The sequence below is a fragment of the Brevibacterium sanguinis genome, from assembly GCF_003315415.1.
Taxonomy (GTDB): domain Bacteria; phylum Actinomycetota; class Actinomycetes; order Actinomycetales; family Brevibacteriaceae; genus Brevibacterium; species Brevibacterium celere_A.
Map to the genome: position 1 here is coordinate 249,256 of NZ_QNSB01000002.1, position 21,972 is coordinate 271,227.

General features: G+C 68.7%; 20 protein-coding genes. 10 read left to right on the forward strand and 10 right to left on the reverse strand.

Features of this window, described 5'->3' with window-relative positions; genetic code table 11:
- Positions 1–96: 96 nt before the first annotated feature.
- The 3 genes from DFO65_RS03610 to DFO65_RS03620 form a co-directional block, all read right to left on the reverse strand.
- Entirely contained in the window at positions 97–786 is a 690-nt protein-coding gene (locus tag DFO65_RS03610; protein ID WP_113903062.1) for a FadR/GntR family transcriptional regulator, read from the reverse strand.
- Between the two features lie 97 nt (positions 787–883).
- Positions 884–1,471: a dihydrofolate reductase family protein gene (locus tag DFO65_RS03615; protein ID WP_113903198.1), complete on the reverse strand. Its 588-nt coding sequence runs from the start codon at positions 1,469–1,471 to the stop codon at positions 884–886.
- A gap of 188 nt (positions 1,472–1,659) precedes the next feature.
- The gene (locus DFO65_RS03620; RefSeq protein WP_245940448.1) at positions 1,660–2,400 is read right to left on the reverse strand and encodes a trimeric intracellular cation channel family protein; all 741 of its coding nucleotides are present in this window, start codon (positions 2,398–2,400) and stop codon (positions 1,660–1,662) included.
- A gap of 59 nt (positions 2,401–2,459) precedes the next feature.
- On the opposite strand from DFO65_RS03620, the gene DFO65_RS03625 reads away from it, so the two are divergent.
- The gene (locus DFO65_RS03625; protein ID WP_113903063.1) at positions 2,460–3,359 is read left to right on the forward strand and encodes an alpha/beta fold hydrolase; all 900 of its coding nucleotides are present in this window, start codon (positions 2,460–2,462) and stop codon (positions 3,357–3,359) included.
- A 46-nt stretch (positions 3,360–3,405) separates the two neighbouring features.
- Here the strand turns inward: DFO65_RS03625 and DFO65_RS03630 are convergent, their stop codons facing one another.
- Positions 3,406–3,906 carry an OsmC family protein gene (locus tag DFO65_RS03630; RefSeq protein WP_113903064.1) on the reverse strand — a complete coding sequence of 167 codons (501 nt, stop codon included), beginning with the start codon at positions 3,904–3,906 and terminating at the stop codon, positions 3,406–3,408.
- A gap of 89 nt (positions 3,907–3,995) precedes the next feature.
- Complete coding sequence (locus DFO65_RS03635; RefSeq protein WP_113903065.1) at positions 3,996–5,351, reverse strand: glucose-6-phosphate dehydrogenase; 1,356 nt, start codon at positions 5,349–5,351, stop codon at positions 3,996–3,998.
- Between the two features lie 111 nt (positions 5,352–5,462).
- Between DFO65_RS03635 and DFO65_RS03640 the strand changes: the two genes are divergently transcribed.
- Positions 5,463–7,421: a glycoside hydrolase family 15 protein gene (locus DFO65_RS03640; RefSeq protein WP_113903066.1), complete on the forward strand. Its 1,959-nt coding sequence runs from the start codon at positions 5,463–5,465 to the stop codon at positions 7,419–7,421.
- A gap of 30 nt (positions 7,422–7,451) precedes the next feature.
- On the opposite strand, the gene DFO65_RS03645 is transcribed toward DFO65_RS03640, so the two are convergent.
- Both DFO65_RS03645 and DFO65_RS03650 read right to left on the reverse strand, forming a co-directional pair.
- Positions 7,452–9,050: a multicopper oxidase family protein gene (locus DFO65_RS03645; RefSeq protein WP_113903067.1), complete on the reverse strand. Its 1,599-nt coding sequence runs from the start codon at positions 9,048–9,050 to the stop codon at positions 7,452–7,454.
- Positions 9,050–9,538, reverse strand: a complete 489-nt coding sequence (locus tag DFO65_RS03650; RefSeq protein WP_113903068.1) for a hypothetical protein — start codon at positions 9,536–9,538, stop codon at positions 9,050–9,052. The genes DFO65_RS03645 and DFO65_RS03650 overlap by 1 nt, the downstream gene beginning before the upstream one ends.
- Before the next feature lie 187 nt (positions 9,539–9,725).
- On the opposite strand from DFO65_RS03650, the gene DFO65_RS03655 reads away from it, so the two are divergent.
- From DFO65_RS03655 to DFO65_RS03675, 5 genes are all read left to right on the forward strand, one after another.
- Positions 9,726–10,175, forward strand: a complete 450-nt coding sequence (locus DFO65_RS03655) for a MarR family winged helix-turn-helix transcriptional regulator (RefSeq protein WP_113903069.1) — start codon at positions 9,726–9,728, stop codon at positions 10,173–10,175.
- Between the two features lie 299 nt (positions 10,176–10,474).
- Positions 10,475–12,025: a sensor histidine kinase gene (locus DFO65_RS17250; protein ID WP_245940449.1), complete on the forward strand. Its 1,551-nt coding sequence runs from the start codon at positions 10,475–10,477 to the stop codon at positions 12,023–12,025.
- The gene (locus DFO65_RS03665) at positions 12,022–12,723 is read left to right on the forward strand and encodes a response regulator (RefSeq protein WP_113903070.1); all 702 of its coding nucleotides are present in this window, start codon (positions 12,022–12,024) and stop codon (positions 12,721–12,723) included. Before DFO65_RS17250 ends, DFO65_RS03665 begins: the two co-directional genes overlap by 4 nt.
- 34 nt (positions 12,724–12,757) lie before the next feature.
- On the forward strand, positions 12,758–13,645 hold the full coding sequence (locus DFO65_RS03670; RefSeq protein WP_113903071.1) for an ABC transporter ATP-binding protein: 888 nt from the start codon (positions 12,758–12,760) through the stop codon (positions 13,643–13,645).
- Positions 13,646–13,749: 104 nt separating this feature from the next.
- Positions 13,750–14,961, forward strand: a complete 1,212-nt coding sequence (locus DFO65_RS03675) for an ABC transporter permease (protein ID WP_245940450.1) — start codon at positions 13,750–13,752, stop codon at positions 14,959–14,961.
- Between the two features lie 89 nt (positions 14,962–15,050).
- Here the strand turns inward: DFO65_RS03675 and DFO65_RS17255 are convergent, their stop codons facing one another.
- Positions 15,051–16,628 carry an HNH endonuclease signature motif containing protein gene (locus tag DFO65_RS17255; RefSeq protein WP_245940451.1) on the reverse strand — a complete coding sequence of 526 codons (1,578 nt, stop codon included), beginning with the start codon at positions 16,626–16,628 and terminating at the stop codon, positions 15,051–15,053.
- Positions 16,629–17,205: 577 nt separating this feature from the next.
- Here DFO65_RS17255 and DFO65_RS03685 point away from each other — a divergent pair.
- Entirely contained in the window at positions 17,206–17,871 is a 666-nt protein-coding gene (locus tag DFO65_RS03685; RefSeq protein ID WP_113903072.1) for a GNAT family N-acetyltransferase, read from the forward strand.
- Here DFO65_RS03685 and DFO65_RS03690 read toward each other — a convergent pair.
- Both DFO65_RS03690 and DFO65_RS03695 read right to left on the reverse strand, forming a co-directional pair.
- Positions 17,832–19,346 carry a UbiD family decarboxylase gene (locus DFO65_RS03690; protein ID WP_113903073.1) on the reverse strand — a complete coding sequence of 505 codons (1,515 nt, stop codon included), beginning with the start codon at positions 19,344–19,346 and terminating at the stop codon, positions 17,832–17,834. The genes DFO65_RS03685 and DFO65_RS03690 overlap by 40 nt on opposite strands.
- Positions 19,347–19,363: 17 nt before the next feature.
- On the reverse strand, positions 19,364–19,954 hold the full coding sequence (locus DFO65_RS03695) for a UbiX family flavin prenyltransferase (protein WP_342766909.1): 591 nt from the start codon (positions 19,952–19,954) through the stop codon (positions 19,364–19,366).
- A gap of 73 nt (positions 19,955–20,027) precedes the next feature.
- On the opposite strand from DFO65_RS03695, the gene DFO65_RS03700 reads away from it, so the two are divergent.
- Positions 20,028–20,489 (forward strand): MarR family winged helix-turn-helix transcriptional regulator, encoded by a 462-nt coding sequence (locus DFO65_RS03700; RefSeq protein WP_181778605.1) that lies wholly within the window; start codon positions 20,028–20,030, stop codon positions 20,487–20,489.
- Between the two features lie 195 nt (positions 20,490–20,684).
- A complete protein-coding gene (locus DFO65_RS03705) occupies positions 20,685–21,935 on the forward strand; it encodes a pyridoxal phosphate-dependent aminotransferase (RefSeq protein WP_113903076.1) in 1,251 nt (416 codons plus the stop codon).
- Positions 21,936–21,972: the final 37 nt, after the last annotated feature.

Below are 21,972 nucleotides of genomic sequence, written 5' to 3' on the forward strand. Positions count from 1 at the left end.
TCCTGCGGAGTTGTGGTCGGACCATATGGTCCGACCACAGAAGAGTGTAAGCGGGCCGTTTGTGTGCGTCAACATCTGTGGGGCGCTCGGTCGGTGTCAGTCCGAGGACTCGGGCGAGGTCTCGAGGTAGTAGCCCTCGATGTGGTCGTGGAGCAGCCGTGCCGCCGTCCCGGGCTCACCGTCCCTCAACGCGGTGTAGATCGCCCGGTGCTCGGAGCGCAGACGGGCGGCGGTGCGCTTCCAGTCGGGCAGGGCTCGGGCGCGGGCGAGCGTGTGGTCGGCGATCGACGTGCGCAGCGCGTCCATGAGCGTGCTGATCAGAGGGTTATCGGCGGCCCGGGACAGGGTGACGTGGAACTCGGCGTCGAGCGGGAGGAACTCCTCGAGCGGCAGCTCGGGGTCGTCCATGAGGTCGAGCAGTCGCTCCGCGTCATCCCACGGCGCCTCGGCGGTCGCGTGCTCGGCGGCCCAGGTCTCGAGGAGTTGTCGCATCTCGTAGACGTGGGAGGCCTCGACATGGCTCGTGGCCAGCTGCATGTTCAGCGCCAGTGTCAGCGCCTGTTCGGGAGCCGCGGTGACGATCGTGCCCGATCGCGGACCGGATCCGGTGGCGGTGCCGATCGTCCCGAGCGCCTCGAGGACGCGCAGTGCCTCACGAATCGATCCTCGGGAGACCTGCAGCTCCTCGGCGAGCGCCCTCTCCCCCGGCAGATGGTCACCGATCCGCAGTCGACCGCTCCTCAGCTCTTCCGTCACCCAGTCCATGACCTTCTCGTGCGCCTTCATGGGCACCGATTATCCCAGTCGACGCGGACGTTCGGTGCCGGTGCCCGTTCCCAGCGGCAGGGATGCCCGGACCCGGTGCCCCTCACGCCCACCGCCCTCAACGAGGACGGGGCTGGTGCACTCGCGGCACGTAGACGAGTTCCTGGATGTCCCCGTCGAGGCGGGTCGATTCCACGAGTTCGAGATCGAAGTCGGCGGCACCGCCGAGGACCGGTTCGACTCCCGTCAGTCCGGTGATGACCGGGAAGATCGTCACCTGCAGCCGGTCGACGAGCCCGGCCGCCATGAGCGACCAGTTCAGCCGCAGACTGCCGTGCGAGCGCAGGGGAAGCGAGGAGGTCTCCTTGAGCTCGGCGACGACATCGACGGCGCTGCCCCGGCGCAGGGTCGTCTCGCCCCAGTCGAGCGGTTCGTCCGCTCCCATGGTGGTGGAGACGACGATCTTGGGCGCCGCGCTCATCCTCCGCACCCACAGGTCCATCGCCTCGGGTTCGGTAGTGGTGATCCGGGACATCATGCGATAGGTGTCGGGGCCGAACACCATGAGCTGATCCTCGGCGAAGATGCGGGCACGATGGTCGAGCAGTTCGGGCCCCTGCTTGCCCCAGTAGCCGGACCACTCGTCTGTTCCCGCGCCGAATCCGTCGAGGCTGGAGAAGACGTCGAACGTGTATGTCGTGGTCATGGTCATCACTCTCTTCGTCGAGATGGGCGTCCGGCACATCCGCGGACGGTGCGCCGCACACTACTCCTCATCGCTGGGATCGCCCTGACAGCAGCAGGGAAGCCCCGGCCGGTTCGTTGCCGTCGGCTTGTGGCGGCCGTCGGCGTCTCATGGCGGCCGACGGCCGCCCCCAGCGTCCCGTCCGGCTGTCAGTCCGGCCTGCGGAACACCGAGGACCGGATGCGCGACCTCCCGTCGCGACCGCGGAACGACCACTGGCGCATCGGCTGCGGCACCCGCCACTGCTTGGTCCAGGCGAGCATCCGGAACCCGAAGGCCAGCAGCGCGATGATCACCGCGGTGACGACGTTGAACCAGCCGACCGCCTCGGCGATGATCGTCAGTCCCGACCCGAACAGGGCCGGGATGAGGTAGAGGTCGGTGCCGCGGAAGACGGCCGGATCCTCATTGGCGACGACGTCGCGAAGCAGTCCCCCACCGCATGCCGTCAGGGCTCCCATGAGCAGCGCTGCCGGGTGGTTCGCGCCCGCGTCGAGGGCGATCGCGGTGCCGGTGAGGCTGAAGAGGCCAAGTCCCATCGCGTCGAAGGTGACGATCCAGATGCGGGCGCGCACGGTGTGGCGGCCGACGAGGTAGACGAGGAGCGTCGCGACCAGCGGTGGAACGAGGTAGATCGGGTGGGCCAGAGCGTTGGGCACCCGGTCGAGGAGGACGTCGCGGACGAGTCCGCCGCCTGTGCCGGCCAGGAGGCCGAGGACGAGACCGCCGGTGATGTCGAAGTTGCGCCGCGCCGCGAGGAGGACGCCCGAGATCGCGAAGACGAAGGTGCCCGTGAGGTCGAGGACGAGCACCACGGTCTCCTGGAACGTCACGACGGCTCCCCAGCTCTCGGTGCCCGGATGCCCGTGGTGGGCAAAGCGGCCGGGCACGACGGATTCGGCATCTCGACCTCCACTCTACGGCCGGCGTCGACGGTTACGGTGAGTCCATGACATCGACGACGAATCATCCCGCTCCGACGATCGTGCTCGTCCACGGGGCCTTCGCGAGCTCCTTCTCCTTCGCACCGCTCCAGGCGGAACTGGCGCTGCGCGGGATCCTCTCCGCGGCCGTCGACCTCCCGGGGCACGGTTTCGCGGCGACGTTCCCGACCGCCTACCAGGCGCCGCAGGACCTGGCGGATCTCGCCCGCGCTCCCGGAACGCTGCGCACCGTGACCTTGGCCGACAACGTCTCCCAGCTGGCCCGGACGCTGGCGCGGGCGAAGGAGAACGGCCCCGTCATCGCGCTGGCCCACAGCCGGGGCGGGATCACGCTGACGGCGACGGCGAACGCGCATCCCGACCTCATCGATCACATGGTCTATGTCTCGGCCTGGGCACCGGTGACGCTCGATGCCGCCGCCTACAACGCCGAGCCCGAGATGGCGGGGGTCGACGGGTCGGCGATCGCTGCGGCGCTGGCCGCCGACCCGCGTGAGCTCGGTCTGCTCCGCTGCAACTTCCGCTCGAATGACGTCGATCTGCTCGAGGGGTTCCGCGCGCTCTTCTTCGCCGAGGCGGAGCCCGACGAGTTCCGGGCGTTCCTCAACACCCTCCAGCCCGATGAGAACCTCGACGCGGGAACCGCCGCCGACCGGGCCCAGCCGGGCACGTGGGGCACGATCCCGCGCACGTTCGTCCGCCTCGGCGAGGATCGCAGCATTCCGCCGGCGATGCAGGACCGGCTCATCCGCGAGGGCGATGAACTCGTCCCCGGCAACCCCTACCGCGTCCGCACGCTCGACTCATCGCACTGGGGCTGGCTGGCGCGACCGGCGGCCGCGGCCGACCTGCTCGCCTCGATCGCCGCCGAGGTGCGCGAGCGGCCCGAGGTGCGCGGATGCTGAGCCCGACCGGTGTGCGGGTCCTGAACCCGAGGGGTGAGCGAGTCCGTCAGCTGAGTTCGAAGGTGTCGGGGTTCTTGTACTCCTCGACCTCGACGATCGGGGTGCCCTGGCCTTTGAGGAGTTTGGAGATCGGGCAGCGGGCGTGCGCACGGCCGGCGAACTTCTCCATCTCCTCCTTTCCCAGGCCGTCGATGGAGATGAAGGCGCGCGGAACGAAGTAGAACCCGCCCGACTTCTCCTTGTGGAGCTCGACCTCGACGCGCACGCGCGAGAGGGCATCGACCTCGGCGACGGCGAGCACCACCTTGAGGGTCTCGCCGAGGCACGTGCTCCAGGCCATTGCGAGGAACTGCTCGGGATTGTTGCCGGCCTCGGTGTGCGAGGTGGGTGCGGTCGCGAGTTTCTGACCGTCACTCACCCGCACCTCTCCCGAGGTTCCGCCGATGTTCTCGACGCACGCGGTGTAGAGGGGGGCACTGGCGCTGCGTGGTTCGTCCGAGTCTCGGCTGCGCACCTGGGGCTCGGCGTATCCGGGGTTCGTCGTCATTGATCCATGCTACGTCAGGGCACAGCCCGATTTGCTGAATGTTTGATGAATCGAGGGTTTCGATTCGGTCCGCAGCCGCAGGCCTCGGTTCACACGGGACCGGAGCTGCCGGCCTCGTACTCGCGCAGGGGCACCGAGCCGTCGGCGAACGCATCGAGGATCTCCCCGGTGATCCTCCACCCCTCCTCGGCGGCGTCGCCGCGCACGCTCATCGTCGGGTCCCCGTCGAGGATGCCGCGCAGGACGCTGCCGTAGGCGGACAGCTCGGGCGCGGCGGTGTCGGTCTGCGCGGTCACCCGCGTCATTCCCCGGGAGTCGAACGGTCCGCCCATGTTGAGCTCGAGCAGGACCTGATCCTGTTCGAACTCGAGCCGGAGCACGTTCTCGGGCACGTTCCCGTCGTTGGGGAACTGCGGATAGATGTGCGGGGGCTGCCGGAAGCGCACCACGATCTCCTGCCGCGGATTGCCGATCGCCTTGCCCGAGCGCAGGGTCACGGGCACACCGCTCCACCGCCACGTGTCGACCTCGAGCGTCACCTGCACGAACGTCTCGGTCCCGTTGTCGGGGTCCACTCCCTCCTCGGCGGTGTAGTCGGGCAGATCCACTCCGCCGACTGTTCCCGCGGTGTAGCGACCGCGGACGATCGACCGTCCGGGGTCGTCGCCCCAGATCCGCGTCGCCCGCAGGATGTGCGCGGTCAGGGCGGGCAGCTCGACGTGGTCGAAGCGGGCGGGGGGATCCATCATCATCAGGCCCATCACCTGAAGCAGATGGGATTGGATCATGTCCCGGGTCGCGCCGGTGGGATCGTAGAAGCCGGCCCGTCCCTCGAGGCCCAGGGTCTCGTCGAAGACGATCTCGATCGACTCGACGTTGTCCCTGTTGAGCAGGGGCTCGAGGATCCGGTTGGCGAACCGCATCCCGAGGAAGTTGAGCACGGCGGGCATGCCGAGGAAGTGGTCGACGCGGAAGATGTGCTGCTCGGAGACGAGACGGGAGGCCAGGAGGTTGAGCTCCTGAGCGGACTCGAAGTCGGTGCCGATCGGCTTCTCGAGCGCGAGGAGCAGGTCCTGCGGAAGGTCGAGCTCGGCGAGCACGTCCAAGGACTTCATCGTCACCGACGGAGGGAGGGCGAAGTAGAGACAGGTCGCGCCGTCGAGGGAGCCGAGGAGCTCGGCCATGTCGTCCTTCTTCGTCACATCGCACTGCACGTAGGTGGTCGTCTCGAGGACGTGGTCGACGGCGGGACCGTCCGCGCCGACCGAGTCGAACGCCTCTGCGACGGTCGAGGACCAGGAGTCGTCGGCGGTCTGCGAGGAACCGATGAGCGTCACCCGCCTGTCGGTGCGCTGCGCCAGCAGCGTTCCGAGCCCGGGCAGCAGCAGTCGTGAGGTCAGGTCTCCGGTCGCGCCGAGGATGACGAGGTTCGTGATGGCTGACATGTCGTCACCCTACTAGGGGTGACGTGAGATATCGAGGGTGTCCGGGGTGCCTCAGATCCAGGTCCGCGAGGCTCTCTTCCGCTCCGGTCGACTTGAGGTTAGGTTGAATGGATGGGAGACGAACACGCCGACTGCACCCCGCTCGAGGACTACGCCCTGCTCTCCGATCTGCGCACCGGTCCCCTGCTCTCCCGGGAGGGAAGCATCGACTGGCTGTGCCTGCCGAGATTCGATTCGCCGGCCGTGTTCTCGGCCCTGCTCGGGGAACCCGACGACGGCCGGTGGCTGCTGCGCGTCGTCGACGGGGCAGTCGTCTCACGGCGGTATCTGCCCCGCACGTTCGTCGTCGAGACCGTCTGGCAGTCCCCGACCGGTCGAGCCCGTGTCCTCGACTTCATGCCCCTGTGCGGCGACAACGCCGACCTCATCCGCAGCGTCGAGTGCACCGAGGGCACCGTGACCATCGAGCACGATCTGCGGATCCGCTTCGACTACAACCGCGCCAAGCCGTGGACCCGCAAGATCGCCCTCGACGGCTCGGGGGCCGGTGGGCTCCTCTCGGTCTCCGGGCCCAACGCCCTCCTCCTCACCGGACCCGAACTCCACCCGGATCGCGCCTGGCAGGAGCGCCACAGCTGCGCGGACCCGTCGGACGCCGACTGCGCGGGAGATGCCGGCCCCGAGGACGACGGCAGCTTCGAGACCGACGACGACGTGGAGGGCAGGCCCGACGACTACCAGGGCGCGGTCCCCGACCGCCTCACCGGCGAGTTCGGGATCTCGGCCGGGGAATCCCTCGACTGGGTGCTCACCTGGCATCCGTCCTATCACGAGTCACCGGCACCTGCCGATCCCCACCAGGCCCGCGACGAGGTGATCGCCTACTGGCGCGGCTGGTCGAAGCACGTCGAGGTCCGCAGCAGGCATGACGAGCTGGTGCTCCGCTCCCTGCTGGTCCTGCGCGCCCTGACCGACAGGGCCACCGGCGGGATCGTGGCCGCACCGACGACCTCGCTGCCGGAGTACTTCGGCGGCGAGCGCAACTGGGACTACCGCTTCACCTGGCTGCGCGACGCCTCGCTGACGATCGGCACGCTCATCTCCCACGGCTTCACCGAGGGCGCCCTGCACTGGCGCGACTGGCTGCTGCGGGCGGTGGCCGGGGACCCCGACGACGTGCAGATCATGTACGGGGTGGCCGGCGAGCGCAACCTCACCGAGTTCGAACTCCCCCACCTCGCCGGGTACGCCGGTTCCCGTCCTGTGCGGATCGGCAACGGCGCCTCCCTGCAGTACCAGGCGGACGTCGTCGGGGAGGTGATGCTCGCGCTGGCGGCGCTGCGTGACGCGGGCAAGTCCGAGGACGAGTTCTCGTGGGGTCTGCAGAAGAACCTCCTGCGGTTCCTCGAGCACAACTTCGACCGGAAGGGCCATGGGATCTGGGAGATGCGCGGCACCCCCGACTACTTCACGCACGGGCGCGCGATGATGTTCGCCGCGTTCGACCAGGGCGTCCGCGCGGTCGAGGAGCACGGGCTGCCGGGGCCGACGCGGAGGTGGCGCGACCTGCGCTCGCGGCTGCGGGAGGAGATATTCGACCGCGGCTTCGACGCGCAGAGCGGCTCCTTCACCCAGACCTACTCGAACACCGAGGTCGACGCCTCCCTCCTGCAGCTGCCCTTCACCGGGCTGGTCGCCCCCGACGATCCCGCGATGCTCGGCACCGTCGCGCGGATCGAGGAGGACCTCATCGACAGCGGCGGGATGGTCCGCAGGTACCGCACCGAGTCGGGAGTCGACGGGCTGCCGGGCGGCGAGTACTCGTTCCTCATGTGCACCTTCTGGCTCATCGAGCAGTATGCCCTGTCCGGTCGTCGCGCCGAGGCAGAAGAGCTGCTCGAGCGCACCGTGGGCTTCGCCACCGACCTCGGTCTGCTCGCCGAGGAGTACGACGAGGCCGGCGGGCGTCTGGCCGGGAACTTCCCGCAGGCCTTCAGCCACCTCGGACTCATCCGCGCCGTCGACGCCGTGACCGGAGTCGACCGGTCGCCGCGCACCGCGACGGACTGAGCCCGCGACGGACTGAGCCCGTCCGGGTGCTCACACCACGGTGAAATTCGCCATCATCGCCATGTCCTCGTGCTCGAGGTTGTGGCAGTGGAGCATGTAGAGCCCGCGGAACCGCGGGAACGTCACCAGCACCTCGACGACGCCGTAGGGAGTGACACGCACGGTGTCCTTCCACCCCCGCTTCGACGGACCCGTCTCCCCGTTCCGATCGAAGACTACCTGGAAATGCCCGAGGTGGACGTGGACGGGATGGTCGAAGTCGGAAGTGAAAGTCCACCGCTCGACCGTGCCCGAGCGCGGCGACGCCGACGATCCCCAGGGATCGTAGGGCTCGCCGTTGATCGTCCACAGGTGGTCGCCGGCGAGGCGGAAGTCGAAGGTCCGCTCGGCGACCGCCTCGGCGGGGTCGAGGGTGACGAAGTCCTCCTTGAGCACCGCGGGCGCCGGTGGGACGGTCTCCACACCGCCGGCGACATCGAAAGCGAGGATCCTCTCGAGCCCCCCGGGGTCCGCGTTGCGCATCTCCACCCGGGTGCCGGCGGGCAGGACGGAGAAGTCGACGAGGAGGTCGACCCTTTCGGCAGGGGCCAGGTCGATGGTCTCGACCTCGACAGGTGCCCGCAGCAGCCCGAGGTCCGAACCGATGAGGGTCAGCGGCAGATCGGGACCGGCGCCCGGGTTCAGCCGCAAGCTCAGCTGCCGGGCGTTGCAGGCGTTGAGCAGGCGCAGGCGGTAGCGTCCGCGCGCAACCGTCGTCCGCGGGCAGGGGGCGCCGTTGACGAGCATGACGTCTCCGATCACGCCGTTCATGAAGGTGTCCTCGACGCCGGGGGTGCGGAGGAGTTCGGGGTCGCGGGCCGGGTAGAGCAGCTGACCGTCCTCGTCGAAGGCCCGGTCGGTCAAGCACAGGAGGAGTTCCCGGTCGTCGCGGGGGAGCTCCAGCCCGTCCTCCGTGTCGTCGCGGATGAGGAACATCCCGGCCAGCCCACGCCACACCTGTGGGCCTGTGAAGTCCATGCGATGGTCGTGGTACCACAGCAGGGCCGAGTCCTGGACCATCGGATAGCGGTAGGTCCGTGAACTCTCGTGCAGCCTCCACGGCACCCCGTGGCGGCCGTGGTGGTGGGAGCCCATCGCCGAGTGTCCGGCGGACATCGCCTCGTCGAGCACCGCGGCGTCGAACCCCGGCGGGACGATGAGATCGAGGGGACCCCCGTCGGAGTCCGGTGGGGTGACGCCGCCGTGCAGGTGCGTCGAGGTCGGAACCGCGAGATCGTTCCTCACGGCGAGGTGCACCGGGGATCCCCGCCTCGCCTCGATCGTCGGGCCGGGGAAGATCCCGTCGTAGCCGTAGATCTCGGTGGACATCCCGGGCAGGATCTCCGCCGAGGCGGTCCGCTGGGTCAGGGTCAGGCGGCCGCCTGCGTCGGGGCGCCGGACGGGGACGACGGGGAGCTCTCTCGAGTACGGAGCCGGAAGCGGGCAGCGGCTGCGGAGCGGAACCAGGCGGGGAGCGTCGGAAGGGACGCGCAGGAGGCCCGAATCGCATCCGCCGAGGCCCAGTCCGGCTCCGATCGCTCCCCCGGCGAGCAGACCCGTGCGGAGGATCGTCCGTCGATCGCAGGTCATCACCGCGCACCCCCATTCCTGCGCTGCGACGAGGGAAGGTCGCCGAATGATGCCGAAGCGGGCACGCCTCTCCTGCGGCGCCGGGTCCGCGGCGCGTGCCGGCATCGCCAGAGTGCGACGCAGGTGAGCAGGGACAGCGCGACGATGAGCACTCCCCCGACGATGTGGGGCCCGACGGTGCGGGTGTAGCCGAGGATTGCCTGCGCCATCGTGAGGACGACGAGAAGCGGGATGACCGCAAGGGGCCAACGGGCGCCGCGGGCGACGACGGCGTTGAGGATCGCCACGGGGACGGCGAGGAACAGTGGGAGGACCAGGATGACGGCGGCATTGAGGCTGTGCATCGAGAACCAGGAGGTGCTCCCCGACACGAAGCCGGCGGCGAACACGGTCTGGAGCAGCACCTGGAGGAACCACAGGGTCATGATGATCCGCAGCGCATACCACAGCCAGGTGGATCTGTGCCGGGGAGTCGGGTGGAGGTTCATCCCTCAATTGTTTGCGCCTGCGCAACCAATGGCATTGGGGTTTTCCTCCGGACGGGCTCGGGGTTCCCCGGCACCCGCTGATGCGGCCGGCCGCGGAACCGGCCGTGGCGCGTCTGCGGACGCGCATCCGCCGAGGCGGGCGGCCGCGGTCCCGCCATGGCGCGTCCGCGTGTGAGATATTGGCCCGGTGACGGACAGCGACCCACCACTCCAGGACCCCTCGACGACGGTCCGGGCCTACCTCGCGTCCCAGATCCTCTGGGGCGTCCACGTCGCCTCCGTCCATGGCCTGAGCATCAGCGAGTATGCGACGCTCATGGTGCTCCAACTGGCCGGAACCGCCACTCCGGCCGAGCTCGCCGAGACGACCCGCCTGAGCCCGGCGGCAGTCTCGCGGATGATCACCCGTCTTTCCGACCGCGGATTCGTCGTCCGCGAGACGGATCCCGACGATCGGCGACGGACGATCATCTCGATCTCGCCCGACTGGGTCGAGACTGCGGAGGACGCCGCACGACCCCATCGCGAAGCGAACATGGCGGTGATGTACTCGCTCACTCCCGCCGAACGTGCTGCCGTCTTCGGCTGGATGGCTCGGGCCACCTCGGCGAGCCTGTCCGCTCTCGATGAGGACTGAGCACGAATCGTGCGACGGGCAGGACCGGCCGGCTCCGACGCGCTCGATCGCCGTCGGCCCAGCGGCGCACTTCCACCCGCAGGTGGATGTGAGCGCGAAGCCTCGGTGTCTAAGCTGAAGGGATGACAGAGACCACGGCACGCTCCCGCCGCGCGACGTCGGGGGCTCGAACCCGAGCGGAGGCAGGGCCCGGAACGGACGCCTCGCCCGGAGCCGAGGCTCAGGCCGGGTCGGAGACCCAGCTCGCATCAGGGACCCGGCCGAGTTCGGCATCTCGACCAGGCCCGGCATCGTCGCAGGTGCCGACCGTCCCCACCGAGAGCGAACGGCGGATCCAGCGCAGCGACTGGTACCTCACCTTCGGCCTCGCGGTGTCCTCGGTGGTCTTCGCGGTGCTCTACTTCACCGCCGGCAACTGGCCGTTCGAAGCCCCGCTGTGGGTCGCCTGCCTGACCTCCGTCCTCATCTCCGTGCCGCTGCTCTTCCGGCGCCGCTGGCCCAGCCGGGTGGCCTGGGCGCAGTCGGTCGTCTACGGGATCGCGATGATCTTCGGAGCGATGGAGCCCGGCATCTCGCAGATCATCGTCTTCATGGGCATCTACTCGATCGGCGCCTGGCAGATCGACCGGCGCACGGCCTTCATCTCGCGCGTCTTCCTCTGCATCGCGATGTTCGCCCTGTTCGTCGTCGTCATGGTCACCGAGTTCACCGACACGGACACGATGACGGTCCTCCAGTACGCCGCCAGCATCGGCGTCGCGTTCCTCGTCAATATCGCCTTCTTCGGCGGCGCCTGGGTCTTCGGCGACCGGGCATGGAATCAGCGCCGGCTCGTCGACGATCTCAAGCGCGCCAACGAGGAGGTCCACGCGCAGGAGCGGCAGCTCGCCCAGCAGGCCCTCGATCTCGAGCGGGTGCGCATCGCCCGCGAACTCCACGACGGAGTCGCCCACCACATCGCGGGCGTCGGGATCCATGCGGCCGCGGCGCGGCGGAGCCTGGAGAGGAATCCCGAGAAGGCCCGCGAGTCCCTCAAGGTCATCGAGGATTCCACTCGGCAGACCGTCGACGAGCTCCGGTCCCTCGTCTACACGCTGCGCGAGACGGGCACGGACGACGCGGGTGCGGGGGCGTCGGGGGGCTCGGATGCCAGGGCCGGTTCCTCGGATGCGAGTGCGCCGGTCAGCCCCGGAGCGACTGCTCCGGGAACGCCGAGCGCGACGGAGTCGGGAGTCCGGGGCGCGTCATCTCCGGGTGCGACCGCAGGCACCGGGGACGGCGGTGACGAGCATCGGGTGCCCTGCCTCGGCGACCTCCCCGAACTCATCGCGGCCACGCGCGCGACGGGACGGAGCGTCGAGCTGATGACGATCGGAGAACCCCGCTGCCTGTCGCCGATCACGGAGACCGCGATCTACCGCATAGTCCAGGAATCGCTGACGAACAGCCAGCGATATGCGGCCCCGGACGCCGAGGTGGAGGTCCGTCTACGCTATGGCGACCATGCCGTCGAGGTCGAGATCAGCGATTCCGCCTCGGCGGGATGCACTCAGCAGTCGAAAGGCACCGGGATGGGCATCATCGGGATGCGCGAGCGCATCACCGCCCTCGACGGCACCCTGCGGGTCGGGCCGAAGTCGCGGGGCGGATGGCTCGTCAGCGCGAGCATCCCCTATCCGCGCACGGGCTCCACGGCTGCGGAACTCGGATCACCGCCGAGCGCCTCAGCGGATTCCCAGACCAGGGGACACGTCTCTCCGGATTCCGAGTCCGCATCACGGGAACACGTTCCGCCGCCCGCATCCCCTCACGACGCCAGCCCCTCGAACTCTCAAGGACGTTTGCCATGATCCGAGTCCTCCTCGTCGACGACCAGTCGATGGTCCGCACGGGCTTCCGCACCATTCTCGAGAGCGAGGACGGCATCGCCGTCGTCGGAGAGGCCGAGAACGGCAGGCAGGCCATCGACCAGGCCCTCGCCCTCTCCCCCGATGTCATCTGCATGGACGTCCAGATGCCCGTCATGGACGGACTCATCGCCACTGCCGAGATCGTCCGCCGCGGCGCCGCCGGCGCCGTGCTCATGCTCACGACCTTCGATCGCGATGACTTCCTGTTCCGGGCCCTGTCCGCGGGTGCCGGCGGATTCCTCCTCAAGACCGCCGAGGCCGAGCAGCTCATCGCAGCGGTCACGGCGCTGGCCAGGGGCGACGGTCTGCTGTCACCCGAGGTCACGCGACGGGTCATCGAGCGGTCAGTGCGCACGCCCGAGGCCGAGACTCCGCGGGACCCAAAGTTCGAGCTGCTCACCGACCGCGAGGTCGAGGTCCTCCACCTCGTCGCATCGGGGCTGAGCAACGCGGAGATCGCGGGGGAGCTCTTCCTCGGCGAGGCGACGGTGAAGACGCACGTGTCGAACCTGCTCGCGAAGCTCGGGATCCGCGATCGCACCCACGCCGTCATCTGGGCCTATGAGAACGGGGTGGTGAAGCCGCAGTCCCAGGAGGCCTCGTCCGCGATGGGGAGAGCGAATCAGCCCAGGGGCTGAGGCAGCCGGCGGGCGACGCGCCTAGCGTGGATGCATGATCACCTTGGACGGCATCTCGCGCAGCTTCGGCTCGACAACGGTCCTCCACGACCTCGGCTTCACGATCGGGGCGGGAAGGATCACCGGTTTCGTCGGCTCCAACGGGTCGGGAAAGACGACGGCGATGCGGATCATCCTCGGCGTGCTCGCCGCCGATTCCGGCCGCATCACGGTGGACGGTGAGGACATCACCCCTGCTCACCGCAGCGCGATCGGGTACATGCCCGAGGAGCGCGGGCTCTACCCCAAGATGCCGATCATCGATCAGCTCATCTATCTCGCCCGGTTCCACGGGCTGAGCCGGGCCGACGCACGCCGGCGGGGACTGGAGCTGCTCGAGCAGCTCGATCTGCGCGGCAAGCCGAGCGACACTCTCGAGTCAGTCAGCCTGGGCAACCAGCAGAAGGTCCAGATCGCGGCCGCGCTCATCCACGGACCGCAGGCCCTCGTCCTCGACGAACCGTTCTCCGGGCTCGACCCCGCCGCCGTCGAGCGCACCCTCGACGTCCTCAAGGGCTTCGCGTCCACGGGAGCCCCGGTCCTCTTCTCGAGTCATCAGCTCGACCTCGTCGAACGCCTCGTCGACGATCTCGTCATCATCAACCAGGGTCGGCTCGTCGCCACCGGGACGACGGACGAACTCCGACGACTGCGCAGCCGGCCCGAGTGGACGCTCGAGAGCACTGCCGACCTGGCCTGGATCCGCGAGCTTCCCGATGTCGACGTCATCGAGCTCGACGGCAGCTGGGTGCGCTTCGCAGCTGCGGACTCCGGGAGCGCCGAGGCGGTTCTGCGCCGAGCGCTCGAGCGCGGTTCCGGCGCCTCCTTCGCCCCCCATCGACTCCCCCTCAACCGGCTCTTCCAGGAGGTCACGCAGTCATGAGCACCGATCCCGATCCCGCCATGACCACACGGCGGAACGCGACGATGACAGCATCGGCCCGTCCGCCTGCGTCCTCGTCTCTCCCCCCGGCGGCGGACTCGTCCATGTCCCCCGCGATGACCGCGGCGCGCGCGAGCTTCACGACGGCGATGGGCCTCGTCATCGAACGCGAGGTCATGGTGCGCCTGAAGTCGAAGGCGTTCATGGTCTCGACCCTGCTCGGCATCGTCCTCCTCGGGGCTCTCGTCGCGGTCTCGGGCTCGCTTCCCTCGCTGCTGGACTCGACCGACCGCGTGGCGGTGACCCCTGCGGGCGCCGAGGCGATCGCGGATGCCGACGGTCTCACGGGCGACGACACGTCGGCGGGTGCCGAAGCGTCCGCGGGGACCGGAACGCCCGCGGCCGGAGCGCCGGCGGAGACCGAAGCACTCGGAGGAGCCGGCGACATCGAGCTCATCGATGTCACCGATGCCGAGGAGGCGAAGGACCTGGTGAGAAGCGGCCGGGCCGATGCCGCTGTCGTCGAGGACGAGGAGTCGCCCGTCGGCCTGTCGGTCATCGCACAGCGCTCGGCACCTGAGTCCCTCGTCAGCTCCCTCAGCCGATTGCCGACGGTCGAACTCCTCGATCCCGACGCTCCCGATCCCGCCCTGACGTCGCTCATGGGACTGGGTCTCGGGCTCGTGTTCTTCATGTCCGCGGTGACGTTCGGGTCGACGATCGCCTCCTCGGTGGTGGAGGAGAAGCAGTCGAGGATCGTCGAGATCCTGCTCGCCTCCACCTCGGCACGGGCGCTGATGTTCGGCAAGGTCATCGCGTGCACGATCCTCGCATTCGGACAGATCGCCCTCACCGCGGTCGCCATCCTCTTCGGGGCGGCGATCAGCGGGAACGACCTGGTGCTGGGCAAGATCACGGCGCCCATCGCGTGGTTCATCCCGCTCTTCGTCATCGGATTCGTCATGGTCGCCGCTCTCTATGCGGCCGCCGCCTCTATGGTCTCCCGAACCGAGGATCTGGGGTCGACGAGCACCCCGATCATGATGATCATCCTCGTGCCCTACATGGCCGTCGTCATCTTCGCCGACAACGAGGCGGTGATGGAGGTGATGTCCTTCATCCCGTTCTCGGCGGCGGTCGCCGTACCGATGCGCGTATTCCTCGGCACGATCGAGTGGTGGGAGCCCCTCGTGTCGCTGCTCATCCTCGTCGTCACCACGCTCGGAGCGCTGCTCCTCGCGACCCGGATCTTCGAGCGCTCGATCCTGCGCTCGGGTCCTCGCCTGTCGTGGACGCGCGCCCTCCGATCGCAGTGATGACCTGAGGTGCGGCGCGTCCGTGCCCGGAGTTCGTGTCCGAGGCCCGGAGGGCATCCGTGCCCGCACCTCCGGAGGCCGCATGCGTTTCAGTCGAAGAGCGTCTCGGCGATCTCGCGGGCGATGAATCTCGCGTGGACGACCGGTCTCCTCGCGGGATCGATCGAGGCGGGCGGCACCCACGCCGGTCGTCCGTCCTTGAGCATCACCGTGTCCCAGTCCGATCTGTCGATGAGCCTGTGGTGATAGCCGCAGGCGAGCGTGAGGTTCGAGACATCGGTCCTGCCCTGTTGGGACCACGGGACGATATGGTGGGCGTCGCACCAGCCGGGCGGAGAGTCGCAGCCGGGAAAAGTGCAGCCCTGGTCCCGGGAGGAGAGGATCGCCAACTGCTTCGAGTTCGCGAATCGTCTCTCGGTCCTCACTTCCACCATCTTCGCCTTCTCGCTCATCAGGTGGAAGAAGACCGTGCCGTTGAGGCCCTCGTCCCGTGCCGTCGAGAGGGGAATCGGGTTCTCGGCGTCCGTTTCGGCCACCATGGCCCCCGCGCCGGCCGCTTCGGAGGTGAGATCCTCGGCTTTGGCGGTGACCACGAGGGCGAACGGCGCTCCGGCGAGGATCCGGCCCATCTCCACGTGTGAGATCACCGAGGAGAAGCGCTCGTAGATCTGCTGTCTGACACTCGGCAGGTTGCCCACGTCCACCTGGCTGCCGTCTTCGCGGACCCCGCGGGGGTCGACCGGTGCGGGTTCGGCGGCTGTCGCCGGTGCGTCGCTGCACTGACCACTGAGCACCTCGTCGAACACCCGGACGGCGCTCGACTCGTCGATCTGACCGCCGACGCTCGTCGAGGATCCGTCACCGATCGCCGAGTCGTCGCGGGTTTCCGCGGTGGTCGTGGTTCCCGCGGCATCGACGGTGGTGGATCCCTCGGCCTTCGGTCCGTCGGCGGTGAGGCGCGACGTCAGGAGGCCATGGAGGATTCCTCCCGTGACGGCGTCGAGGAGGCCCTTGAGGTCCCAGTCACCACCTCGGCGAGCGCGCATAGTGATGAAGTTGCGGTTGCGGTCGTTCGAGTCGGTCGGTTCGGCTCCGTCAGGGTCGGCCCAGGCCATGATCGTGCGGAAGAGGGTGCCGAGGTCTCGGACGCGTACGTTCGGCGCGTTCTCGACGAGGATCTCCTCGGCCTTCAACCGGGCGTCCTCCCCCACCCTGGAGGGCATGCTCGTGAGCTGAGCGGAGATCACGGTCGCCTGGACCGCGGACAGGCGACCGTCGTGGAGCGCCCCTGCGACGAGAGGATATCTCGGCTCCACGGGTTGACCGGTCATCTCGACCCGGGCCCCGAGGTCACGGGCCAGAGCCACTCGACGATTGGCTTCCCGCTCGGAGGTCTGCAGCCTGTCCGCCACGAGGGCTGCCGTCGTCTTGGCTCCGCATTCCGCAGGCGTGCCCACACGTTCGAAGACCGACAGGGCAATGACCGAGAGTGATTCGACCGCGCGATCGAGGGCTTCGAGCCCGTCCATGAGGACCAGCGCCTCGTCGGGTCCCATCGGACGGTGGAACGTCCGCAGCTGCTCGGCCAGCGCACCGAGAGATGTCAGGCTCTCACAGACCTCGGGGGCCAGGGCCGACAGATCGTTCCAGGTGGCCTCCGTGAACATGGACGGGAGTGCGGAGTCCCGTTCTCCGCCATCGGAGGGAGCGGTGGACAATTCCGAGGACGGCGCGGACCGCGGCGCAGTCGCGCCCCCACCGGACGAGCTTCCCTCCGCCCCCGCACCGGCGTCCGGGGAATCCGCGCGGGATCCCTCGGAGAGCCAGTTCCTGTCCGGGGTGAGCGTCATCGCCTGCGATCCGTCCTCAGTGAAGCGTGTCCTGCTTGACCCCCATTCTAGTGACGCAGGACACAGACGTCAATAGCAAATACGCGAATTATTCACCTCTTGAGATTTTTGATCGATTCAGAGTCGATTTCAATGCCGATTGTTTCTATATCAGTTCTATCAGCTGGCGAGCTGCTCGAGGGGCGCACGCGTGGAAGGCGCGGCAGTCGTGCCTTCACACGCGCGACCGTGGCCTGCGGGCCCGCCGCGCGGGCAGGCAGAGCTGAGAAGCGTTGACCCAGGTGCGACCGGGCGGCGGTGAGCGAACATGCGGACGCGGCCCGGTGAGCCCGAAGACCCTGACCACGAGCGCGTGAGGCTTTGCCCCGGCCCCGCGATGTGATTGCGTGGACCCATGGACAGCATCCCCCTGCCCCTGCTCACCGAACGTCTGCGGCTGCGCCCCTACCGCGACAGCGACGTCGAGGCGCTCCTGCCCATGTATTCGCGCGAGGACGTCTCCCGGTACCTGCTCTCCGATCCCTGGACCGCCGAGGTGGCCCGCACCGAGATCGCCAGACGCAGACCCCGAGTCGGGCTCGAGACCGACGCGCGCGCCCTCGCCCTGGTGGTCGAGACGAGCGGGACCGGCATGCCGGCGCCGGAGGCCGCGGCGCAGGCCGTCGGGGTCATCGCCCTGAAGGTCACCGCCGAGGCGCCCGCTCCCACCTCGCCCGCGTCGTCCGCCACCGCGTCCGAAGTCGTCGGGGACGTCGCGCTGTGGACCGAGGGGGCCGACCCGACGAAGGCGGAGATCGGCTGGGTCTTCCATCCCGACCACGGCGGGCACGGCTATGCCACCGAAGCGGCAACCGCGATGCTCCGCGTCGCCTTCGACCACTACCGCCTGCGTCGGGTCGTCGCGCAGATGGACGCCCGCAACACCGCCTCGGCGAGGTTGGCGGAGCGGATCGGCATGACGCGGGAGGCCCACCTGCGCCAGGATTGGTGGTCGAAGGGCGAGTGGACCGACACCGTCGTCTACGGGATGCTCGACTCCGATCCGCGCGCGGCCGGGTAGCCGTAGTCCTCCCAGTTCTCGAGCACGCTCTTCTGCAGCTCCGCGGGGAACGAGGTCGTGAACTCGGCGGCGATCCCCGCCGTCCGCCCGGTGGCGAGCTGCTCGGGCTGCAGCAGGCTCATGATCGACTTCCCACCACGACCGGCCTTCCTGTCCTCGGCACTGAGATAGGGCACCAGGGGGATGCCGGGGGCATCGCTGAACACGTACTCGGTGCCCGGCCGGTACCGGGTCGCGAGCGCCCAGACGAGGCGGTCGATGTCGGTGATGTCGACGTCGGATCCGACCAGGAGGACCTTGGGCACGAGCCAGCCGACGTGCGAGGTGAAGAGGACGTCGGCGACCTTCCGCACGAGATCCCCCTCGTCCCAGGGGCTTCGCGCGAGCTCGTCGAGATCGATCGACACCGCGATCCAGCAGGTCGCCGCCTCGTAGCTGCACCAGGCGAACGACACCGGCAGATCTGCTGAGCGGAGAAGGTCGAGCGCCGAGGCGGAGATCATCGTCCCCCAGATCGTGTGGTTCTCCTCCGGCGGCATCCCGGCGACGCAGAACGGGAGGATGGGATCATCCCGGTGCGTGATGACCTCGACCTCGAACACCGGCTTCGGGGAGCCCTCGGCGAACTGGTAGCCGTGGTACTCGCCCATCGGTCCCTCGATCGCCGTGCGCTCGGGATCGATCCACCCCTCGACGACGATCTCGGCATTGGCGGGGACGGAGAGGTCGTGCATCTCGGTGCGCACCACCTCGACGGCCTCTCCGGTGAGCGCGCCGATGTAGCCGTCCTCGTTGACCTCGGCCGGCAGCGGCATCCCGGCGGCCGCGATCGCGGCGGGCGGGGCACCGAGCACGAACGCCCACGGGGTGCGCTTGCCGAGCGCCTTCCACTGCTCATGGATCATCCCGAGGTGCTGCATCGGCATAGCGGGACCCACGAGTGACGTCGAGTCGTTGACCATGAGCCGGCTGATCGACCAGCTCGTCCACTTGCCATCGGGCGTGGCCACGATGTGCATGCCGTAGGTCCCGAAGTAGCGCCCTCCGTCCTGGGCATGGAGCAGCGGCGAGCCGAAGACGTCGAGGTCGACCTCGTCCCCGCGGATGATGTTCTCCTTCACCGGACCGGTCTCGACGGTCACCGGAGGCTTCGGCGTCGCATGCATCGCCGCGACGAGGTGTTCGACGATCTCGTACGGACCGCTCGCCTCATGGAGGCCGAAGTGAGCGGCGATGCGGGAGAACCCGTTTCCCTGGGAGCTCATCCCCGCCGGCACGCCCATGAGCCGGAACCCCTCGGCGGCCCCTCTGACGTTCTCGAACACCGGCGCCGGGGCCCTCCGCTCACCGGCGAGCCGAGCGATCGCCGCCGCCTCGAGGTGCGAGTCCACTTCCCGCTCGATGAAGACGGCATCTCCGCTCGCCCGGAGTCCGTCGACGAAGTCCCTGAAACTCAATGCGCTTGAGTGCTGCATCTCTCGCCCTTCCTGGCTCATCTGTCGACCTGCGGGCGCAGGCCCGACCATCGTCTGGCGGTCGGCGCATCGAGATCGAACTGGTCGAGGATGCGCACCGCGAGGTGATCGACGAGGTCGTCGATCGTGTGGGGATCGTTGTAGAACGCCGGAGTGGGAGGGAAGATCGTCGCTCCCATCCGGCTGAGCTCGAGCATGTTCTCGAGGTGGATCGTCGACAGCGGCGTCTCGCGGGTGACGAGAACGAGCCGTCGACGCTCCTTGAGAGTGACATCGGCCGCGCGTCCGATAAGAGACTCGCCGAACCCGATCCGGATCCCGGCCAGGGTCTTCATGCTGCAGGGCACGACGATCATCCCATCGGTGCGGAACGATCCGCTGGAGATCGCCGCGGCCTGGTCCTCCGGCTTGTAGCAGGTGTGGGCGAGCGCCTGGAGGTCTGCGACTCTCAGCTCCGTCTCCTGGCGCAGGGTGCTGCGTCCCCATCTGCTGACGATGAGGTGGGTCTCGACGCCCAGCTCCCCCAGCAGCCCGAGGAGCCGCACCGTCAGCGGTGCCCCTGTGGCCCCGGTCATGCCCACAACCAGTCGCATCCGCCGTCCAATCATTCCGTGTACAAACTATTTCAGTTTGCACGCGTACAATCGAACCGTCAAATCCCAATGGTCGAGGAGCGATGCGATGTCACTGCCCGCGGAAGTGCTCGGGGGCGCCGGGCCGCTCGCCCGGCGGCTCCACCACGACCACAACCGGCTGTGGGCGGCTCGGGTCGACGATCAGCTGACAGGACCCCAGTACAGCGTGCTCGCGGTCCTCCTCGATCGCACCGACGCCGATCACACACGACTCAGTTCGCTGACCCACCTCGACAAGTCGACGCTCACCCCTCTCCTGGCCCGGCTCGAGCAGCGGGGGCTCATCGCGATCTCACCGGACGCGCACGACCGTCGGCGGAGGATCGTCTCGATCACGGACGCGGGGGCCACGCTGGTCGACGAGCTCTCCCCCGCCGCCGCGGAGGTCGGCCGCGACCTCCTCGGCGCGCTGACGACGAAGGAGCAGGATGACCTGCTCCGTCTGCTGCGCAAGGCCGTCGACGGCGCCGCGAACGGACAGGGCGACAACACCATCGACCATGACTAGGGAACCGGCCCTGGCAGGGCGACGACGTCGAGCAGCGACAGGGGGCTGTCCGAGCACGCGCCGGGGGAACCGTGAAAGGGCAGAGGGAGACGGTGGAAAGGTCTCCGAAACGTGCCTCTGCGCGCTTGGGTCCGCCTCGGCGCGCGACATAGCGTAGGGGTGGACACGACTTCCACGAAAGGTTCCGGGTTCCCCATGTTCAGGCAGTCCTCCAAGCTGGCCAACGTCCTCTACGACATCCGAGGACCCGTCCTCGAAGAGGCGGAGGCCATGGAGGCCGCGGGCCATTCCATCCTCAAGCTCAACATCGGCAATCCCGCCCCCTTCGGGTTCGAGGCCCCCGAGGCGATCGTCGTCGACATGGTCAGGCAGCTTCCCGTCGCCCAGGGCTACTCGGACTCCCGCGGGATCCTCTCCGCCAGGCGAGCCGTCGTCCAGTACTACGAGACGCGCGGGATCACGAACCTCGACCCGCAGGAGGTGTTCCTCGGCAACGGCGTCAGCGAACTCATCACCCTCTCCCTCCAGGCCCTGTGCAATCCCGGCGACGAGATCCTCGTCCCCACCCCCGACTACCCCCTGTGGACCGCCTCAGTGGCACTGTCCGGGGGCACACCGGTCCACTACCGCTGCGACGACGAGAACGGCTGGCTGCCGGACCTCGAGGACCTGGAGGCGCGGATCACCGACCGCACCCGCGGGATCGTCGTCATCAACCCGAACAACCCCACCGGCGCCGTGTACCCGCGCGAGACCCTCACGGCGATCGCCGACATCGCCGCGCGCCACGGCCTCATGGTCTTCGCCGACGAGATCTACGAGAAGATCACCTACAACGGCGTGGAGATGGTCAACATGGCGACCATCACCGGCGACGAGGTCCTGTGCCTGACGTTCTCGGGCCTGTCGAAGGCCTATCGGATCGCCGGCTACCGCTCGGGCTGGCTGGCGATCACCGGCCCGCTGTCCGCCGCCCGCAACTACATCGAGGGCATCACCCTGCTCGCCAACATGCGCATGTGCGCGAACGTCCCGGCCCAGCACGCCATCCAGGCCGCACTCGGGGGGAAGCAGTCGATCGAGGATCTCGTCCTGCCGCAGGGAAGGCTGGGCGCCCAGATGGAACTCGCCCATGCCGGCCTCAATGCCATCGACGGGGTCTCGGCGCAGCGCGCCGACGGAGCCCTGTACCTCTTCGCCAAGCTCGACATCGAGAGGTTCGGGATCGTCGACGACGAGCAGTTCGCCCTCGACCTGCTCCGCGAGCAGAAGATCCTCATCTCCCACGGCACCGCCTTCAACTGGTCCCGTCCCGATCACTTCCGCCTCGTCACCCTGCCGTCCACCGAGGTGCTCGCCGAGGCGATCGACCGCCTCGGCGAGTTCCTCTCCGGCTACCGCCAGCAGGCGAAGAGCTCCTGCGCGATCACCGCCGCGGCCGGTTAGACGCCCCGGCGGCTCGCGCGGCCGCGTCCAGCGGCCG

Bases quoted from the DNA above. Each gene is read 5' to 3' on its own strand.
- DFO65_RS03610 (WP_113903062.1), bottom strand. From the start codon at position 786: ATGAAGGCGCACGAGAAGGTCATGGACTGGGTGACGGAAGAGCTGAGG.
- DFO65_RS03615 (WP_113903198.1), bottom strand. From the start codon at position 1,471: ATGACCACGACATACACGTTCGACGTCTTCTCCAGCCTCGACGGATTC.
- DFO65_RS03625 (WP_113903063.1), top strand. From the start codon at position 2,460: ATGACATCGACGACGAATCATCCCGCTCCGACGATCGTGCTCGTCCAC.
- DFO65_RS03630 (WP_113903064.1), bottom strand. From the start codon at position 3,906: ATGACGACGAACCCCGGATACGCCGAGCCCCAGGTGCGCAGCCGAGAC.
- DFO65_RS03635 (WP_113903065.1), bottom strand. From the start codon at position 5,351: ATGTCAGCCATCACGAACCTCGTCATCCTCGGCGCGACCGGAGACCTG.
- DFO65_RS03640 (WP_113903066.1), top strand. From the start codon at position 5,463: ATGGGAGACGAACACGCCGACTGCACCCCGCTCGAGGACTACGCCCTG.
- DFO65_RS03645 (WP_113903067.1), bottom strand. From the start codon at position 9,050: ATGACCTGCGATCGACGGACGATCCTCCGCACGGGTCTGCTCGCCGGG.
- DFO65_RS03650 (WP_113903068.1), bottom strand. From the start codon at position 9,538: ATGAACCTCCACCCGACTCCCCGGCACAGATCCACCTGGCTGTGGTAT.
- DFO65_RS03665 (WP_113903070.1), top strand. From the start codon at position 12,022: ATGATCCGAGTCCTCCTCGTCGACGACCAGTCGATGGTCCGCACGGGC.
- DFO65_RS03670 (WP_113903071.1), top strand. From the start codon at position 12,758: ATGATCACCTTGGACGGCATCTCGCGCAGCTTCGGCTCGACAACGGTC.
- DFO65_RS03675 (WP_245940450.1), top strand. From the start codon at position 13,750: ATGTCCCCCGCGATGACCGCGGCGCGCGCGAGCTTCACGACGGCGATG.
- DFO65_RS17255 (WP_245940451.1), bottom strand. From the start codon at position 16,628: ATGTTCACGGAGGCCACCTGGAACGATCTGTCGGCCCTGGCCCCCGAG.
- DFO65_RS03685 (WP_113903072.1), top strand. From the start codon at position 17,206: ATGGACAGCATCCCCCTGCCCCTGCTCACCGAACGTCTGCGGCTGCGC.
- DFO65_RS03690 (WP_113903073.1), bottom strand. From the start codon at position 19,346: ATGCAGCACTCAAGCGCATTGAGTTTCAGGGACTTCGTCGACGGACTC.
- DFO65_RS03695 (WP_342766909.1), bottom strand. From the start codon at position 19,954: ATGATTGGACGGCGGATGCGACTGGTTGTGGGCATGACCGGGGCCACA.
- DFO65_RS03700 (WP_181778605.1), top strand. From the start codon at position 20,028: ATGTCACTGCCCGCGGAAGTGCTCGGGGGCGCCGGGCCGCTCGCCCGG.
- DFO65_RS03705 (WP_113903076.1), top strand. From the start codon at position 20,685: ATGTTCAGGCAGTCCTCCAAGCTGGCCAACGTCCTCTACGACATCCGA.